Source organism: Aquimarina sp. (assembly GCF_977115655.1).
Genome location: NZ_CDSBKO010000020.1, coordinates 1 through 18,613, shown reverse-complemented (window position 1 = coordinate 18,613; position 18,613 = coordinate 1). Strand labels below are relative to the sequence as shown.

Genomic DNA, 18,613 nt, shown 5'->3' with positions numbered 1-18,613 from the left:
AACTTCGAGTTGTTAAGGTGTTATAGATTCTTGTTTTGAGTAAATTTTTTTGGATGATATTAAATCATTTATGGTTTGAAATACTTCTAAAAAAACATCCAGTTTTTCTTTTGGAACGTGTTTTTTTACCATATTATCAAAAGTAAAGACTACTTCTTTAGAGAAATTTCTCATTTCTACTCCAAAGGGGGTAAGATAAATTAATACACCACGACCGTCCTGAGGATTTTTTTTTCTATAGATCAACCCTTTTTCTTCCATGGTTTTTAAAGTACGTGATAAACTTGTTGCTTCCATTCCCATTTTGGGGCCTAATGAAGTAGAAGCCGTACCATTTTCCGGATCTATACTTATAAGGGCAAATCCTGTAGCCATTGTACTGCCTTTTTTACTAGCTTCTTCATTATACATCTTAGCTACAGCCATCCAGGTAGCCCTAAGTGCATAATCTATTGTCTTTTCTCTCATTTAAAATAATTATGAAGGTAAAGATAATGAAATTTATTATGCACGCATAGCAAATAAAGTGAAATTTTTTAGAAAGGATGACGAAATGTACGGTTTTATATTTGATTAATAAAAAAACTCCCCATAAAATGAGGAGTTTACTGATTAACAGTTAAAACTTATCGCGTTTAGTAATGCAATAAGTACATTGAATTAGCCATAAATCTTTGTATATAAGTCTTTATATTTTTCTTTAATTATTTTTCTTTTTAATTTCATGGTAGGGGTTAGATGGCCGGCATCAATACTCCACTCATCTGGAGTTAATTCAAATCTTTTTACACGTTCCCATTTCCCGAATTTTTCATTATGAATATCTATTTCTTCTTGAAAACGATTGATTATTTCGGGATTATTAATTAGTTCCTGATTAGAAGTTCCTGTTTTGATTTTTTTACGATCTGCCCATTCCTTCAAAAATTCAAAATTTGGTTGTATAAATGCTGCTGGCATTTTTTCGCCTTCACCAATGACCATAATCTGTTCAATAAAGCGAGATTGTTTCATTGCATTTTCAATTAACTGTGGTGCAACGTATTTACCTCCAGAAGTTTTAAACATTTCTTTTTTACGATCTGTAATACATAAAAAACCATCTTTATCCACTTCGCCAATATCACCAGTATGAAAATACCCATTTTTTAGGACTTCATTGGTTTTTTCTTCATCTTTATAGTACCCAAGCATTACCTGGGGTCCTTTTACCAGTATTTCCCCGTCTTCGGCAATTTTTACTTCGGTATAAGGAATCATTCTTCCTACTGTTCCTATTTTAAAACCTTTATTTTCTTTTTCGTTTACAGAGATCACAGGAGAGGTTTCGGTTAGACCGTATCCTTCCATTACTCCAATCCCTGCGGCATTAAATATTCTGGCTAATCTGGGTTGTAATGCAGCACTTCCAGAAGCAATAAGTTTTAAGTTGCCTCCTAATGCTTCTTGCCATTTACTAAAAATAAGCTTTTTTGCAATACCCAGCTTTTTTTCATACCACCAACCGTTAGCTCCATACGGCTCGTATTGTAAACCAAGATTTACTGCCCAAAAAAATAGCTTCTTTTTAATTCCTGTTAAGTCTGTACCTTTGGCAATAATTTTGTCATAAACTTTTTCTAATAACCTGGGTACTGCTGTCATAACCTCAGGTTTAATTTCTTTTAAGTTATCGCTAATAGTTTCTAAGGATTCAGCAAAATAAATACTTACTCCTCTGTATTGATACAGATACATTAGCATTCGTTCATAAATATGACAAACAGGTAAAAAGCTTAATGCTTTTGTTTCTCCATCCACAATAGGAAATCTGGTCGAGCTGTTTATGGCATTACTTACTACATTTTTATGACTTAGCATAACACCTTTGGGTCTTCCTGTGGTGCCAGAAGTGTATATAAGAGTAGCAAGGTCATCTTCTTTTACAGAAGCCATAATAGTCTCTACTTCTGGTTGATTACTATCGTCTTTACCTAGTTCTAATACTTCATTCCAACTCTTGCACCCCGAAATATCATCATAAGAATAGACTTCTTTTAGCGAAGGGACATTGTGTTTAATGTTATTAACTTTTTGAAATACTTCTTCATCTGAAACAAAACAATATGTTGCTTCTGAGTGGTTTAAGACATATTCATAGTCTTCTTGAGAAATAGTTGGATAAATAGGAACATTTTGTGCTCCAATTTGAAGAACACCAATATCGGTTATGTTCCATTCGGTTCGATTATTTGAGGAAATAATAGCTACTTTGTCATTAGGTTTAACTCCTAATCTAAGTAGTCCCCGGCTAATTTGATTTGCCTTTTGTACATACTCTTTGGTAGATGTAGCAATCCATTCGCCATTATATTTAGTTATTAAGGCCTTGTCTAAATTAAATTTTTTTAGTTGATAATGTGGAAAATCAAAAAGTCGAGTAATTGTCGTCATACGTTATTTTAAAATATTTTTTATAGTCTCTAAATATTCTTTACCAAAATAATATCTAATTTTTCTAAAAAGAAACACTTAACAAAATTAAATATGTCATTACTTAAGAACTAAAAAAACTATTATGCGTGCATAGTTTGGCAAAATATAAAAATTATTATAATATGTAACCCTAATATATAAAAAAAAGGCTCTGTAATTTGTTAACTCCTCACTATTTTATTGTTTTTGTTGAAAGATTTTTTGTTTAACTATATAAAAACGGTTGTTGTTGTATTTGTTTAGATCTTATAACAAGTTGCCTCTTACTATGTCTTATGTGTTTTTTACACATGTTACATTTGTACTGTATTATGTTACATCTGTCCTGCTGGTTTTAGATCCTACCATCTAATTTTACTTCGATAATTTGATGTTTGTGATAAAATAATGCCCAAAAAAAGAATCTATAGTTACGAGGGGAAGTTGAGAGAATTTTCTTCAAAAAAAATATATCTCAATGTAAACTATCTTCAAGAAGGGAAATATGAACTCAATATTATTCATAAGGAAAAATTGATCAAAAAAATAACATTTAAAAAAAAGTAATCATGAAAAAAGTAAAGGGCTTTTCTATTTCAATTATGTGTATCGTGACAATGATGGTCATAGTTATATCGTGTGATAAAGATAAAGATGAGGATCCGGTAATGGTTCCAAATGTAGATTTAAAAGCAGAAGGTATTTCTTACGAACTGGCTCCAAATGGAGAAGATTGCCAATGCTCCGGATTAGTGCGCCTTACAGGAAGGGTAAAGAATATTGGCAAGGATAACTTTAGTTCCTCTAATGGTCAACAAGTTATTTATCTTATTAAAAAACCTTTGGGTTCTACACAAGAAACCATTTTGGCAGAAGTACGGTTTAACGAATTGGCAGCGGGTCAGGAATTAACAGTTACTACTGTAATACGATGGGATGTAGCTATAGAGTTTCAACCTGAATTTATTTTGAGAATTGCGTATGATCCGGATATCCTTATTGATGGTAATCTTAATAATGATGATGGGGTATCAAACAATAATTCTTTTACACTTTCGGGCTTTGATATCAATCAGTTATTCGAAAAACTTTCAATATAAGAAGAAAGCACAGATATGAAACAGTTATATATAATACCAGCAATTTTTTTTGTTTTGGTTATTTTATCTTGCAGTAAAGATGATGATAGTCAAACCCCTGTAACTCCATTAGGTTCGGCTAAGCAAATTACTCAATTCAGGTTTCTGGCAGCAGACAATACGGCACTTGCCGAAGATATAACAGGAACTATTAATGAAACAGCAAAGACTATTGCCGTTACCGTGCCCCATGGTACAGATGTTACTAATCTGACAGCAAAGACAAGCATGTCTGATGCAGCCACCATATCCCCAACAGAGGCACAAAATTTTACAGAACCTGTAACGTATACAGTAACTGCTCAAGATGGCAGTACAACATCATATTTGGTAACGGTAACCATTAAACCTGTACTTCTTACCGGTTTTCAAATAGGGGAAATGTTATTTTCGTATACCTATAATGAGAACTACCAATTGACTTCTTTTGAAGGCTTTGGAGGAGGAAGTATAATCGATATACCTGTTGCCAGAAACCCTAACGGCACAATTGCCAGTATAGGAGGGGTAACATATACTTATAATTCAAATAATATGCCTGTTATGATTGATGATGGTTCCGGACATGGATCTACCATATTAGGATATGACGATGCAGGAAAACTGGTGCGCCAACATACACTTAACAATACCCTGCCGGGAGGGCCTTTTAATGAGATTAAAAACTTTACCTACGATTCTAACGCAAGATTGATCCAAGTGGATATGACTACATCATCCCCAACAAATATTGGCTATACAAGGGTTTTTGTATATTATAACGCTCAAGGCAATATCAGGGAGTTGGTTTTTTCTCAAAGCAATGACGGGGTAACCTACTCTTTGGTCGAAAGAAGAAATTATGTATATGATGATAAAATAAACCCCTTCAAAAAGATTACCAGCGAACAACTGGGGCTTGCAGATTACTATATAGACACTTCGTTGCGATATTTATATTCTACTACAGAGATAAAATCTTTTGTTAAATATCCTTTACGATGGATTAGTAACAACAATGTATTGAGTGAAGAGGTTATTTCAACTTTAGGGACTTCAACATATACCTATACCTATACATATAATAGATTTAATCTGCCGGTAAGTATTGAGCAGAGAGGGATTTTGGCATCAGGAGGGGGAACACCAACTATTTATAGCACGTTAACCTATAATCTTTAAATAATAAAAACATGAAAAAGATACAATTTGTAATAACCCTATCATTATTCTTTTCGATTACGATTGGTAATGCCCAATTCCTGGAGAAGTTGGGAAAAAAAGCAGAAGAGGCAGCAAAAAGAACGGTAGAACGCAGGGTAGAAAAAGAATCTTCCAAAAAAACAGATAAGGCTATTGATGGTATTTTCAACAAAAAGGAAAAGAAGAAAAAAGATAAAAAAAACACGGCAATTATTTCTTCCAAAAAAGATGGGGCAGAGGCAGGTTATGGTAATACACAAGATATTGTTAGTGGTAGTAGCTTTTTTCCGGATGGCACAACCATGTATGAAGAAAAATTTGTAGAAGATGCACAAGGTGATTTTCCTGCAAATTGGGAAACTACCTCGGGTGGGGAAATCATTTTGATAGGCAAGGAAAAAGCACTTAAATTTTATCCTAACAGCCTTTGTATGGCAAAGACTGGCGAACTGCCAGAAAATTATGCTTTGGAATTTGATTTTACAACTGCCAATCTGGATTATAAAGAGTTAAGCGGTTCAGAATTCAGGCTGCAATTTGTAAATGAGAATAAATGGAATAAAGATCTCAAACAACGTTCTGAATTTCATTTTTCTCTTTGGGAAGGAAGTGCCCTGCCCAAAAAAATACATGTCGAAAACTTTGGAACCAGCTCCAAAATCAATAATAATATCGATTTCGACATGAACCAAAAGTTTAACAAAACTGTTCATTTTACCTGTGTGGTAAACGGAAAACGCTTAAGGGTTTATATAGATAATGAAAAAATAATAGATCTTCCTTCATTTTTACAAGATAATGTTGGGCGTTATGTACAGTTTTATTTAAAAGGGACAAAACCCCAGATGGGGCATACCATGGCAATATCCAATATCAAAATAACCGAAGAAGGCGAGGATATTCGTTCTATGATATTAAAAGGAGGGTTTAGCACTACCAAAATCTTATTTGATAGTGGGTCTGATACCTTAAAAAAGGAATCTTTTATTTTTTTGGACAAAGTAGGAAAGGCTTTAGAGAGTGATACTTCTCTAAAAGTCATGGTTATCGGGCATACAGATAGTGATGGGGACAGTAAAGCAAATCTTTTGCTTTCTCAAAAAAGGGCGGTATCTGTAAAAACGTATTTAATAACCAATTTTAATATAAAATCTGGCAATCTTCAAACCAATGGAAAAGGGGAGAACGATCCTGTAGCAGATAACAATACTTTTGACGGGAAAGCTAAAAACAGAAGGGTAGAGTTTAAAAAAGTGTAAATATGGTAAGGTATTTAAGTATTATAACCCTGTTTTTTACATCCAGAGATACATTATACCATTTTAACTTTGAAATAGTGCGTATAGAAATTGAATTTATTTTTTAAGTATTCAAGGCAAAAAGCTTGTGCCTGACTTGATCTGGTATCAAGCATAGCTGTAGTTACGGTTATATTTTTTAACGTAGAAATTCGATTTTTTACTAGTAAGATTAATGTTATTTTATGCTGATTTAGCTATAGTTATCCGTATAGAAAATGATAATGGTACGGCAGAGCTAGAACGTATTGAAAACATAAATATCTCTTTCCGGGGAAATGCCTATCGTAAAAGGGAGGATGTTTTGCAAGAAGAGGAACACCAAAACCGATCTGTCAAAGAAGATGTATTTGAAAAAAAACAAGAATATATCCATAGGATGACCAATAATAACAGAAGTACACGCAACAAGGAACAGGAAATCCTGAATTTGGAAAAGGAAAGAGAAGACAAGCGTAAGCGAGCTATGAACAAATATATTGAAGATGGCGCTCCGGAAGAGAAAAATTCTAAACTATGCATTAGAGGGATATGATCCTAAAGATGAAATTGTTGTTCAGAAATTAGAATGTGAAAAACGTACCCTGCAAATCAATAAAAGCCTGGAACGAATGTCTGGCAATAACAGGGATTATTCGAGATTAACAGAGGATAAAAAATGTCAGGAAGAAAAAATAATAGCATATAAAAATGCAGAAAACGAAATGATTGCTATCCAAGACCGTTTTGGAGACAATCTACTTGCCACCAATAAAGATAAAATGAATTATTATTTTACAGAGGTCGTACCTAATATAATTGGTAAAAGGTGCTCATTTTTTAATAATTGATTTAATGAGATTAAATTTTTATATCATTTTTTTGTTCTTCCAAAACCATAAATAATTTGTTTCCAAAAGTGTTTGGGGATTTGTTCGTCTCCGGGAAAACCAATCTCGATAGTACCACTGTCTTCGGGTATATAATTGGTTTTGAATATATAATCCCATATACTCAGGCTAATACCAAAATTTACCCCATAAGAGTTTTTTGGTAAAATGTAGGCATGATGATAAAGGTGCATTACAGGATTGTTTAGAAGATATTTTAAGGGACCCCAGGTAATTTTAATATTAGCATGATTAAAATGTCCAATCATAATTGAAAAAAAGTGCACTATATAAGCTTGTTCTGGTTCAAAACCGCCCAAAACCATTACCCCAATGGTTTTTAAGGGTTTATAAAAAATATTTTCCATCCAGTGATACCGTAAATGCGCTGCAAATCCCATTTCTTTAACAGAGTGGTGTATTTTATGAAACCTCCACAAAAAAGGATATTTATGAAGCAAAACATGTGTAAACCATTGTACAAAATCCAGAACAATAAAAAATACAAGGAGTTGTACCCACATTGGTAAAGTAGAAATATCAATAATTGTCAGGCTTTTTACTGAAACCCCAATGTTTTTAAGAAAAATTTCCAAGAGTTTGTAAAACCCGCTAATGACAATAGCAAAAACAAAAAAATTGAAATACATATAAAAGCTATCCAACCAAAAGTCTTTTCTGAAAACAGACTGGTTTTTTCTCCAGGGAAAAGCAATTTCTAATCCCCAAACTAACAGAGATATAATAGTCAAACCCCAAAAATAGTTGGTAAACCAAGGGACTTCAAAAATTATAGATTTTACAGTCCAATCTATGCTATCTGTAAAGGCATCTATAAATGCAATACTATATTTTTTCATCAATAATTATATTTCTGTTTTTTTAAATAATGCCTTGCACATAGAGCTTGTTTTTTAATCAAGCTCTATAGATAGCAATGCTTTTATGCAAAGTAAGGAACTTTTTTTGGTTATAATCAATAACCATAGAGCAAGCTTACAAGGTATGTTTTTGAAAAATACATTTTGTTTTGGATACAAGTGCTTGGTAACAATATCTTTAATAAAGAGATTTAAAAACCTGTTTCACACTTCTTTTCCTTTCAGTAATTTATTCCAATATAAATAAGGTAATATATACTTTTTCAAAATCCAAAGTCTCCAGTGCTCTTTTGAAGAATCTTTGATCCACATTTTTTTTAATTTGGGATCCGGGATAAACTTTTTGGTATAGTCAAATTCTGCTAATACCATTTTGCCATATCCTGTAATAAAGGGACAAGAAGAATAACCATCGTACTTTGTAGTGCCCAGTTTTTGAGATGTAATCAATTCCAGAATATTGTTTACAACAACAGGAGCTTGTTTTCTTATAGAAGCTCCGGTTTTGGATGTGGGTACATTGGTAACATCCCCCAAGCCAAATATATTAGGATACTCTTTGTGTTGCAAGGTATATTGGTCTACATCCATCCAACCGGTTGAATCACTTAATACAGAGTTTTTTATAAAATCAGGAGGCGTATTTGGGGGCACAAGATGTAACATATCATACCGGATTCCAATTAATTCGTTTTCTTGAAGAATATCCAATTCTACAGGGTTATGTTCTATATAACCGGCACTTACTTTAAACCAGGCTATTTGTTTATCGCTTTCTATTTTTTTAAGCTCGTGGTTAAATTTTATACCAATCCCTTTTCTGTCGATAACCTTCATCAGGGTTTTGGCAATTTCTGACACTTCAAAAATACTATCTGAGGCACTTGCATATACTACCTTAGTGTTTTTTTTAACGCCATTTTTTGCAAAATAATCATCAGCCAGGTACATTATTTTTTGTGGAGCTCCACCACATTTATATGGTTTTGGAGGTTGTGTAAATAAAGCAACGCCTCCTTTAAAATTTTTTATAACATTCCAGGTATGATTAGGATTGGTATAGTTACTACAAACCACTCCTTTATCGATACTTTTGGGCAATCCTTCGACCAGAGAGGTGTCTAATTTTAATCCCGGAGCAACAATTAGATAGTCATACGTATATTTTTTGTTAGATTTTGTAACCACGCTATTTTGCACAGGATCTACAGAAACGACCCTGTCTTTTATCCATGTTGCATTTTTGGGAATTACAGATTGCATGGATCGTTTGGTTTTGTCAAAGTTGTAAGTCCCTCCGCCAACAAGTGTCCATGCTGGTTGATACCAATGTGTTTGCGAGGGTTCTATAATCCCTATGTTAAGTTTTGAGTTCTTTTTAAGAAGACTACTTGCGGTCATGATCCCCGCAGTTCCTCCTCCAATAACAAGTATTTGATAGTGTATATCCATTAGTCCAGTTTTAGATCTTTTTTTGCCAGATAAAAGTCTATTTTTTCACAAGAGGTATCTTCGATTCTATTTTTCATTTCGGTTAAGGTTTTTGGAGGAGGAACAATTACTTTATCGCCTTTTTTCCAGTTTAGGGGTAAAGCTACTTTGTGCTTGTCAGATACTTGTAAGGCTTCTAATACTCTTAAGATTTCATTCATGTTTCTGCCAACATTAAGCGGGTAGTACATGATAAGTCTTATTTTCATATTTGGGTCTATAAAAAATACGGCTCTTACTGCAGCGGTTTCACTTTCATTAGGTTGTAGCATACCATATAATTTAGCAACTTTCATATCGATGTCTGCTATTATCGGAAAATCAAAGTATACATTGGTTTTTTCGTGTACATTATTTACCCAAGCCAAATGTGAGTGGATACTATCGATACTAAGACCGATAAGTTTTGTGTTTAAAGAGGTAAACTCTGGTTTTTTTTCAGCAAAACCACTTAATTCGGTAGTACATACGGGAGTAAAATCTGCGGGGTGAGAAAATAGAACCACCCATTTTCCTTCTGCAAATTCAGATAATTTTAATTTACCGTGTGTTGTAATTGCTTCAAAATCCGGAGCATCATCTCCTATTCTTGGCATTGTGTATATATCTGTTGGTGTAGTTTCCATAATTTTATTTTTTAAAATGGTTTGTTATAGCATTGTTGTAGGAGAGGTATATTCTGAAAATTTAAACTTTTTGGTGTCTTTGATTGCCTGGATTCCTCCTTTTACATCAATTAGGTTCTGATATCCTTTGGATTTTAGGATAGATACAAAAACCATAGATCGATATCCGCTTCGGCAGTGTACATAATATGTTTTGTTTTTATCGATCTTTTGAATACTGTCTTCCAGATAATCCAAAGGAGTATTTATTGCATTTTCTATATGCTCGCTATTATATTCACTAGCTCTGCGCACATCTAATATGTGTATGTTTTCTTCATGCATTTTGGCAGCCAAATTTTCGGCAGTAACAGAGGTAATGGTTTCTGTTTGTTTTCCTGCATTTACCCACGCATCAATTCCCCCTTTTAGATATCCCAGAGTATTGTCAAAACCAATTCTGGCTAAACGGGTAGCGACTTCTTGTTGGCGACCTTGCTCTGCAATAACAAGCAGGGGTTGTTTTGTGTTGATAATAGTGGTACCTACCCAATTAGCAAAGCTTCCGTCGATACCTATGTTATATGATCCGGGAATAAATCCTTTTGTAAAATCTTGGGGGTCTCTGGTATCTATAAGTATTGCTTGTGTTTTTTTTGCGATAGCTTCAAAATCATTTGGATCGAGGGGCAACGTTCCTTTTTTAACAACGGCATCAATATTTTGATACCCTTGTATGTTCATTAAAACATTTTGAGGAAAATAACCGGGAGGAGGGGTTAATCCTGTTAAAACAGCATCTGTAAAATCATCCTTGGTCATATCTGCTCTTAATGCATAATTTGTTTGTTTTTGATGCCCCAGGGTATCTGTAGTAGCATCGCTCATCATTTTACCACAAGCACTTCCTGCTCCGTGCCCGGGATATACAATAATATCATCACTTAATGGCATTATTTTATTTCGTAAAGAGTCAAATAAATGCCCTGCTAATTTTTCTTGTGTAAGTTCAGATATTACTTTTTGAGCAAGATCGGGGCGACCAACATCACCTATAAACAAAGTATCCCCGGTAAAAAGAGAGGTTTCTTTACCGTTTTCATCGATCAAAAGGTAACAACTACTTTCCATAGTATGTCCGGGAGTATGTATTAGTTTAATGGTAATATTTCCTAACTTAAATTCTTGACCGTCTTTGGCTGTAATTTTACTAAACCCTGTCTCCATAGTAGTTGGTCCATATACAATATCTGCTCCTGTTTTCTTAGCCAAATCAATATGTCCAGAAACAAAGTCTGCATGAAAATGTGTTTCAAAAATGTATTTTATGGTGGCATTTCTATCCTTTGCCATTTTAATATAAGGATCAACTTCTCTTAAAGGGTCGATTATTGCTGCCTCCCCATTGCTTTCTATGTAATAAGCACCTTGTGCTAAACAACCTGTGTAAATTTGTTCTATTTTCATCGTATTTATCTTTAATTCTATCCTAAAATTACTGTGTATGTATATAGAATACAGTAACTTTTGTTACACAGTAGCTAAATTGGAGGGTGTTTTTTTGAAATTATCAGATAAAAATAGATATGTAATAAGGTAAGTAAAATGATAAAAATCACCTTTATAGCTTTATTTTAAAGTAGAAAACAGCGAGATGAAAATCAAGCACAAAAAGTTTTTATTATAAGTTTGTTGCTATAAGGTTTCGTTAATTTTATTAAGTTTGTGTTTAATGAAAAATGGTCGGTTAAAAAATAGTATTACCTATCTGTTCCTTGTACTTTTTCTTTCCATGAAAATTGCAGGGCTTCATGTATTACTACATACAGACGATAAGGATAATGCTATACATTGTACTGTTTGCGACCATGCTATTACGCACAACTTAATTCCTGCACTTACTCCTGATTTAAGTGGTTTCACGATTAATAATATTGATATTATTGTACATAGAGAGATAACTAAAAACTATAGTTTTATTATCTCTGGTACTATTGCTTCAGATCAACTCTTATCTCGTCCACCTCCTTCTTTACTATAATTTTCTTTACAATTTCAATTAGCAGAGAGAAAGTTAAAATTTTATATTATTTATTTTCATATTAGTTTTTAAGGAGCAATTTAATCTCCTCAAAGATAAAAGTTGAAATTTATAATAATGTCAGGTTTTAATAATTTAAGGTTCATTGTTGTACTACTACATATTATATATGGGATTTAATTACTATTTTAAATTCTCTAAAATAGTTTGTTTTTTAAGGTTTTTTGTATAAATAATCCTAGAAAGACTTTTGTACTTCGAAATGACTTCTATCTCTTTACTTCTTGCTTTTAACCCCTTATTGGGAGGCGAGACTTGTCTCGAAAACAAAATATATTTTGAAAAGCATACCTCGTGAGATTTTACCGGGGCTGTTGATTACAAAATACATATTACCAAAGTTAAATCATAAACATAATAGTTTGTAAATAATAAACTGAATACATGAAAAAACTACCTGTAACCGTATTGAGTGGTTTTCTGGGCGCTGGAAAAACTACATTATTAAATCATATACTACACAATAAAGAAGGCTTAAAAGTAGCTGTTATTGTAAATGATATGAGCGAAGTGAATATTGATGCTCAATTTATCGAAAATGAAAATACACTCTCTAGAACCGAAGAGAAATTGGTGGAAATGTCTAACGGTTGCATTTGTTGTACACTACGTGAAGATCTTATGGTAGAAGTTGAAAAACTAGCTAAACAAAATAAATTTGATTACCTACTAATAGAAAGTACTGGGATAAGTGAGCCTATTCCTGTCGCTCAAACCTTTACGTTTGAAAGTGAAGATGGTAATATAGACTTAAGTCGTTTTAGTTATGTAGATACTATGGTAACGGTAGTGGATGCCTTTAATTTCTTAAAAGATTTTTCTAGTTCTGATTATCTTACAACAAGATCACTTACCGATATTGATGGAGATGAAAGAACTATAGTTAATTTGCTTACCGATCAAATTGAATTTGCTAATGTTATTATTATTAATAAAATTGATCTTATAACCAAAGAGCAACTTAAAGAGCTTTATGCTATCATCCAAAAATTAAATCCCGAGGCTCTAATCATTTCTGCTAGTGAATCAAGGGTTGAGCTTAAAAACATCATCAATACAGGCCTGTTTGATTATGAAAAAGCAGAGGCTTCTGCCGGATGGATAAAAGAACTTGAAAACGAACATACTCCTGAGACCCAGGAATACGGTATTGGTTCTTTTGTATTTAAGAGTAAAAAACCATTTCATCCCGATCGTTTTTTAAAGTATTTGAATGAAAGTTTTCCTCAAAACATTATTAGAAGTAAAGGGTTGTTTTGGTTAGCTTCAAGATCTGATCAAGCTTTAATTTGGAGTACCGCAGGAGGATCTTTTAAAGCCGATAGTGCAGGGGTTTGGTGGGCATCTATGCCTTTTGTAGAGCGAGTTAGTTATGCTGCTTTTAATGAAAATAGAGATCAAATAGAATCAGAATGGCATACCTTATATGGAGACAGAAAAATAGAATTGGTATTTATTGGGCAATATCTTCAAAAAGAAAAAATTATAAATCAATTGCAGGATTGTCTGCTTACAGATTTGGAAGTACAACTTTGGAACAAACAATTATTCCCAAAAGAAGACCGTTGGCCTATAGCAAGATAAAACACGAGATTCTACAAAATTTGATATGATACAAACAGATAATCTTACATTTTATTATAAAAAAAAGGAGAGAACTTTTCGATTCCCAAACATAGATTTAAAGCAGCAGGAAAACTTACTTATTTTAGGTAAATCAGGAGTAGGAAAAACAACTTTTTTGCATCTTCTGTCTGGTTTGTTAACACCAGTTAAAGGAAAAGTAGTGATTGATGATGTAGATATCAATTCATTAGCTAACTGGCGATTAGATAGGTTTAGAGGGCAGAATATTGGGCTTGTATTTCAAAAAAAACATGCGGTACAGTCTTTAAGCATTATGGATAATTTAAGAGCTCGTCTTTTTTTTAGTAAAAGATCTGTTAATGATGCAGCGATAGATGCTTTGTTAAAACAATTAGATTTGAGCGATTGTAAAAAAAATAAAGTTAATGAGCTTAGCGAAGGTCAATTACAACGATTGGGGATAGCATTATCAGTAATACATAACCCGCAGATTATTCTAGCAGATGAACCTACATCAAGTTTAGATGATTATAACTGTAAAACAGTTATTAAACTGCTTATTGCACAAGCAAAGCGAACTAATGCTAATCTAATAGTTATAACACATGACCATAGGATTAAATCATTATTTTCAAATTCAATCCAATTATGACTATTTGGAGGATCAGCCTGCAAAATATAAAAACCAAGGCACTAGACGCTTTTTTAAGTGTCTTTACGTTATCATTAAGTATAGCTCTTCTTTTAGGAATCCAACAATTAAAAATTTCATTTAAACACCAAATGGAAAATAATTTAGGGGAGATTGATTTGGTTATTGGAGCCAAAGGAAGCCCGTTACAGTTGGTTTTGGCTTCTGTACTGCATTTGGATAATCCCACAGGAAATATTTTATATGAAGAAGCAAAGAAAATAAGTAAAAGCCCTTTGATAAAGACTGCGGTCCCTATTTCTTATGGAGATAATTATAAAGGGTATAGGATAATAGGAACCAACGATAATTTTACAGCTATTTACAATGCTGAATTAGAAAAAGGACGTGGAGTAAAAAAATCTATGGAAGTTGTGCTAGGGAATACCGTTGCAGTACAACTACATCTAAAAATAGGAGATACTTTTTTTAGCTCTCATGGGTTGGTAGAAAATGATATAGATGTGCATTCTGAGTACCTAACTGTAGTGGGTATATTACAACCAACTCAAAAAGTAATAGATCGTTTAATTATTACTAAGTTAGAAAGTATGTGGGATATTCATCACCATGCACATCAAAAAGAAGAAAACCACACCAAACATCATGAAGAAAAGGAGATAACCTCACTGTTGATTTCTTTTAAAAATCCTTCTGCTTTTTTAATATTTCCCAGAAGAATCAATGCGCATACAAATATGCAAGCAGTATTACCAAAATATGAGTTGGATAGATTATATCAATATACAGGTATTGGATTTAAAACAATCTCTTGGATTGCTTATATAATTCTTGTTATTTCTTGTATCATCATCTTTATTGGTTTTTATAAAATGGTAAAGGAACGGGCCTTTGATTTGGCACTGTTACGAACCTATGGGGCCAGTAACTTTCAATTGATACAGATGGTGGCTTATCAAGGGGGGATAATTATACTCGTTGCTTTTATATTTGGATCTGTTTTATCAAAAGCAGGACTATACTTTATGTTTGAAATTATAGAAAAAGAGTATAAACAAAACATACTTCGAGAGCTGCCATTATACGAATTCTTACCAATAGGGGCAATGGTGTTTGTTATGATAATACTTTCTGTTTCATTAGCCATATACCCCATTATAAAAATGAATATATCAACTATTTTGAGCAATGAAAAATAAAATTTTGATTATAGTTTTCTTTTTATCGTATTATCTGTGTTTTAGCCAACAGAAGATAACTTGGAAAGATCTAACACAGGTAAAATTTACAGAGAAGTTTTTTCCTGCTTATGGAGAATCTTTTTTGTATCCGGAATTTTTGCCTTCAGTAAAGGATTTGGAAGGAAAGAAAGTGACGATTACGGGTTATTTTTTAAATGTAGATCCTAAGGAAAAATTATATATTTTATCAAAAGGACCTATGTCTTCTTGTTTTTTTTGTGGAGTTGGTGGTCCAGAAACTGCCATAGAGTTACAATTTGCTTATAAACCAACCTTTAAAACAGATGCTATAGTATCTATAACAGGGGTTTTAAAGCTGAATGCCGATGATATAGAGCATTTTAATTATATTCTTGAAGGATGTAAAGGACAACTGATTAATAAAAATAATCTCTAATAACCTATCATTAAAAACAGAAATCAAGATTGTATTATGATAAATCGGGTTAAAAAAAATAATACAAATAGGTGTTTTTACAAAACAAATTTATATACTTAAAAATAATACTCAGGCTAAATTTATTTAGCGTTTTTTTAACTAAAAATCCTCGTACATTTAGTGCGGTTTTGAAGAGATTAAAGTTGTAGTATATTTTAATTTAAACCTTCAATAACTATATGGTATGGCACTCTATTAGTCAAACTTTTTTATAGCTAGAATCTTCGTTTAGCTATTTATTACAGATGTACAAAATAAACAAAACAAAAAAATAATAGCATAGTTTAAATCGCTATAAAATATTAACAATTTAATTATAAGTAAATAATGGATATTTTTTTCATTACTATTTCTGTACTGCTAATTTTAGCAATTTTTGTACCTTTCTTATTGTTTAACAAAGCAGGGGTAGATTTTGTTAAGGCGATGACTCAAAAGATTGATAAAGAAGCAAAAAATAATGATTTAACAATAACCCAACAAGAATATTGGGCGAATAATTTTATAGGCCTGGATGCCGAAAAACGAAAATTACTTTTTATGAAATTTTTCGAAACAGAAACCCAGACAATAATATTACATCTTGATAGTGTAATACAATGTGAGGTTATACAAAATGTGAAAAACATAAAAAGAAATGGAAAAAGAGAGTCTTTGCTATTAAAGGTGGATGTAAAGATTACCATTGTTAATAGTACTAAAGAACAAGAAATTCTCAATTTTTTTGATATCAATGTAACGTCCAAAGAGGATTTAGAAATGAAAAGAGCAAAAAAATGGGCTTCTATAATCAATAGTTTTATAAATACGGATACTCCTAAGTTGGCAGTTTAAGGTCGTTTATGTTTTTAATCAGGATTTTGTACTATTAATATTAGGCAAGGCAAGTGGTTATGAATTGCTTTAGTTCCGGTTTATTATTGATTTAAGAGTCACTGAATCTCCTTAGGTCGATTTCAAAATTGTATTTTTATATAGGATTCACAGGAGCGTTGTGTTTATTGATACCTATCTCTGGGTTGTGAATTGCTTTCAAAATTGTATTTTTATATAGGATTCACAGGTAATGTAGTGTCTTGATTAGAAGCTGGAAAGTTGTGAATTGCTTTAGTTCCGGTTTATTATTGATTTAAGAGTCACTGAATCTCCTTAGGTCGATTTCAAAATTGTATTTTTATATAGGATTCACAGGGTCTGTCATCCCATAGTGGACAGGAAGTATGTTGTGAATTGCTTTAGTTCCGGTTTATTATTGATTTAAGAGTCACTGAATCTCCTTAGGTCGATTTCAAAATTGTATTTTTATATAGGATTCACAGGAGCGTTGTGTTTATTGATACCTATCTCTGGGTTGTGAATTGCTTTCAAAATTGTATTTTTATATAGGATTCACAGGTAATGTAGTGTCTTGATTAGAAGCTGGAAAGTTGTGAATTGCTTTAGTTCCGGTTTATTATTGATTTAAGAGTCACTGAATCTCCTTAGGTCGATTTCAAAATTGTATTTTTATATAGGATTCACAGGAGATATTGAAATAAGTAGATTAAGTTACTTGTTGTGAATTGCTTTAGTTCCGGTTTATTATTGATTTAAGAGTCACTGAATCTCTTTAGGTCGATTTCAAAATTGTATTTTTATATAGGATTCACAGGTCAAGTGAAAAATTGGGGGAAACCTTTAGGGTTGTGAATTGCTTTAGTTCCGGTTTATTATTGATTTAAGAGTCACTGAATCTCCTTGGGTCGATTTCAAAATTGTATTTTTATATAGGATTCACAGGAATTTTAGCGATACTATTATGTATATCCTGGTTGTGAATTGCTTTAGTTCCGGTTTATTATTGATTTAAGAGTCACTGAATCTCTTTAGGTCGATTTCAAAATTGTATTTTTATATAGGATTCACAGGTACACTTTGATCTTAATGCTGATGATTCAGTTGTGAATTGCTTTCAAAATTGTATTTTTATATAGGATTCACAGGTTGTCTATTCAGTATTATTCTATCCTTTATGTTGTGAATTGCTTTCAAAATTGTATTTTTATATAGGATTCACAGGGCCACAGCATTTAATTGCTATTCTTGGTCGGTTGTGAATTGCTTTCAAAATTGTATTTTTATATAGGATTCACAGGTGGCAAAAGATACAACCGATGCAGCCGTAGTTGTGAATTGCTTTCAAAATTGTATTTTTATATAGGATTCACAGGTCACACTTCTTACGGATAACATCCCTAAAGGTTGTGAATTGCTTTCAAAATTGTATTTTTATATAGGATTCACAGGGAAGAAAAAGAAAAGCTAAAAGCTACTAGTGTTGTGAATTGCTTTCAAAATTGTATTTTTATATAGGATTCACAGGCGTGGTCGATAGTTCCAGAAAGTACCTCTAGTTGTGAATTGCTTTCAAAATTGTATTTTTATATAGGATTCACAGGAATCTGCCTCGTTTAAATTGTACTTGGTAAGTTGTGAATTGCTTTCAAAATTGTATTTTTATATAGGATTCACAGGACGAAGGGATAGAACAAAAACAATTAAAAGGTTGTGAATTGCTTTCAAAATTGTATTTTTATATAGGATTCACAGGGTCCCAGTGGCAGGTAAACAAGGAGGCTTAGTTGTGAATTGCTTTAGTTCCGGTTTATTATTGATTTAAGAGTCACTGAATCTC

17 protein-coding genes are annotated in these 18,613 nt (G+C 32.5%); 11 read left to right on the top strand and 6 right to left on the bottom strand.

Translation table 11 applies throughout. The annotated features are described in order from the left end of the window. Positions 1 to 12: 12 nt before the first annotated feature. Both ACZIYX_RS10275 and ACZIYX_RS10270 read right to left on the bottom strand, forming a co-directional pair. Positions 13 to 468: a MarR family winged helix-turn-helix transcriptional regulator gene (locus tag ACZIYX_RS10275; RefSeq protein ID WP_462682143.1), complete on the bottom strand. Its 456-nt coding sequence runs from the start codon at positions 466 to 468 to the stop codon at positions 13 to 15. A 192-nt stretch (positions 469 to 660) separates the two neighbouring features. Further along, positions 661 to 2,433 (bottom strand): AMP-dependent synthetase/ligase, encoded by a 1,773-nt coding sequence (locus ACZIYX_RS10270; RefSeq protein WP_462682142.1) that lies wholly within the window; start codon positions 2,431 to 2,433, stop codon positions 661 to 663. A gap of 590 nt (positions 2,434 to 3,023) precedes the next feature. On the opposite strand from ACZIYX_RS10270, the gene ACZIYX_RS10265 reads away from it, so the two are divergent. From ACZIYX_RS10265 to ACZIYX_RS10245, 5 genes are all read left to right on the top strand, one after another. Next, on the top strand, positions 3,024 to 3,554 hold the full coding sequence (locus ACZIYX_RS10265; RefSeq protein WP_462682141.1) for a hypothetical protein: 531 nt from the start codon (positions 3,024 to 3,026) through the stop codon (positions 3,552 to 3,554). Positions 3,555 to 3,569: 15 nt separating this feature from the next. Further along, positions 3,570 to 4,754 (top strand): DUF5018 domain-containing protein, encoded by a 1,185-nt coding sequence (locus ACZIYX_RS10260; RefSeq protein WP_462682140.1) that lies wholly within the window; start codon positions 3,570 to 3,572, stop codon positions 4,752 to 4,754. A gap of 11 nt (positions 4,755 to 4,765) precedes the next feature. Continuing rightward, positions 4,766 to 6,034: an OmpA family protein gene (locus ACZIYX_RS10255; protein WP_462682139.1), complete on the top strand. Its 1,269-nt coding sequence runs from the start codon at positions 4,766 to 4,768 to the stop codon at positions 6,032 to 6,034. A 214-nt stretch (positions 6,035 to 6,248) separates the two neighbouring features. Continuing rightward, a complete protein-coding gene (locus tag ACZIYX_RS10250) occupies positions 6,249 to 6,608 on the top strand; it encodes a hypothetical protein (protein ID WP_462682138.1) in 360 nt (119 codons plus the stop codon). Beyond that, complete coding sequence (locus ACZIYX_RS10245) at positions 6,559 to 6,903, top strand: hypothetical protein (RefSeq protein ID WP_462682137.1); 345 nt, start codon at positions 6,559 to 6,561, stop codon at positions 6,901 to 6,903. Before ACZIYX_RS10250 ends, ACZIYX_RS10245 begins: the two co-directional genes overlap by 50 nt. 23 nt (positions 6,904 to 6,926) lie before the next feature. Here the strand turns inward: ACZIYX_RS10245 and ACZIYX_RS10240 are convergent, their stop codons facing one another. The 4 genes from ACZIYX_RS10240 to ACZIYX_RS10225 all read right to left on the bottom strand — a co-directional run bounded on the left by ACZIYX_RS10240 (position 6,927) and on the right by ACZIYX_RS10225 (position 11,386). Next, positions 6,927 to 7,802: a sterol desaturase family protein gene (locus tag ACZIYX_RS10240; protein WP_462682136.1), complete on the bottom strand. Its 876-nt coding sequence runs from the start codon at positions 7,800 to 7,802 to the stop codon at positions 6,927 to 6,929. 225 nt (positions 7,803 to 8,027) lie between these two features. Continuing rightward, positions 8,028 to 9,275 (bottom strand): NAD(P)/FAD-dependent oxidoreductase, encoded by a 1,248-nt coding sequence (locus tag ACZIYX_RS10235; protein ID WP_462682135.1) that lies wholly within the window; start codon positions 9,273 to 9,275, stop codon positions 8,028 to 8,030. Beyond that, the gene (locus ACZIYX_RS10230) at positions 9,275 to 9,940 is read right to left on the bottom strand and encodes a peroxiredoxin (RefSeq protein WP_462682134.1); all 666 of its coding nucleotides are present in this window, start codon (positions 9,938 to 9,940) and stop codon (positions 9,275 to 9,277) included. The genes ACZIYX_RS10235 and ACZIYX_RS10230 overlap by 1 nt, the downstream gene beginning before the upstream one ends. A gap of 24 nt (positions 9,941 to 9,964) precedes the next feature. Next, the gene (locus ACZIYX_RS10225; RefSeq protein WP_462682133.1) at positions 9,965 to 11,386 is read right to left on the bottom strand and encodes an MBL fold metallo-hydrolase; all 1,422 of its coding nucleotides are present in this window, start codon (positions 11,384 to 11,386) and stop codon (positions 9,965 to 9,967) included. Between the two features lie 265 nt (positions 11,387 to 11,651). Between ACZIYX_RS10225 and ACZIYX_RS10220 the strand changes: the two genes are divergently transcribed. From ACZIYX_RS10220 to ACZIYX_RS10195, 6 genes are all read left to right on the top strand, one after another. Continuing rightward, complete coding sequence (locus ACZIYX_RS10220) at positions 11,652 to 11,960, top strand: hypothetical protein (RefSeq protein WP_462682132.1); 309 nt, start codon at positions 11,652 to 11,654, stop codon at positions 11,958 to 11,960. Positions 11,961 to 12,404: 444 nt separating this feature from the next. After that, entirely contained in the window at positions 12,405 to 13,604 is a 1,200-nt protein-coding gene (locus tag ACZIYX_RS10215) for a GTP-binding protein (protein WP_462682131.1), read from the top strand. Between the two features lie 25 nt (positions 13,605 to 13,629). Beyond that, positions 13,630 to 14,259, top strand: coding sequence for an ABC transporter ATP-binding protein (locus ACZIYX_RS10210; RefSeq protein ID WP_462682130.1), 630 nt, complete (start codon positions 13,630 to 13,632; stop codon positions 14,257 to 14,259). Then, the gene (locus ACZIYX_RS10205) at positions 14,256 to 15,458 is read left to right on the top strand and encodes an ABC transporter permease (RefSeq protein WP_462682129.1); all 1,203 of its coding nucleotides are present in this window, start codon (positions 14,256 to 14,258) and stop codon (positions 15,456 to 15,458) included. Before ACZIYX_RS10210 ends, ACZIYX_RS10205 begins: the two co-directional genes overlap by 4 nt. Further along, a complete protein-coding gene (locus ACZIYX_RS10200; protein ID WP_462682128.1) occupies positions 15,448 to 15,897 on the top strand; it encodes a hypothetical protein in 450 nt (149 codons plus the stop codon). The genes ACZIYX_RS10205 and ACZIYX_RS10200 overlap by 11 nt, the downstream gene beginning before the upstream one ends. Positions 15,898 to 16,266: 369 nt before the next feature. After that, complete coding sequence (locus ACZIYX_RS10195; protein ID WP_462682127.1) at positions 16,267 to 16,773, top strand: hypothetical protein; 507 nt, start codon at positions 16,267 to 16,269, stop codon at positions 16,771 to 16,773. Positions 16,774 to 18,613 lie beyond the last annotated feature (1,840 nt).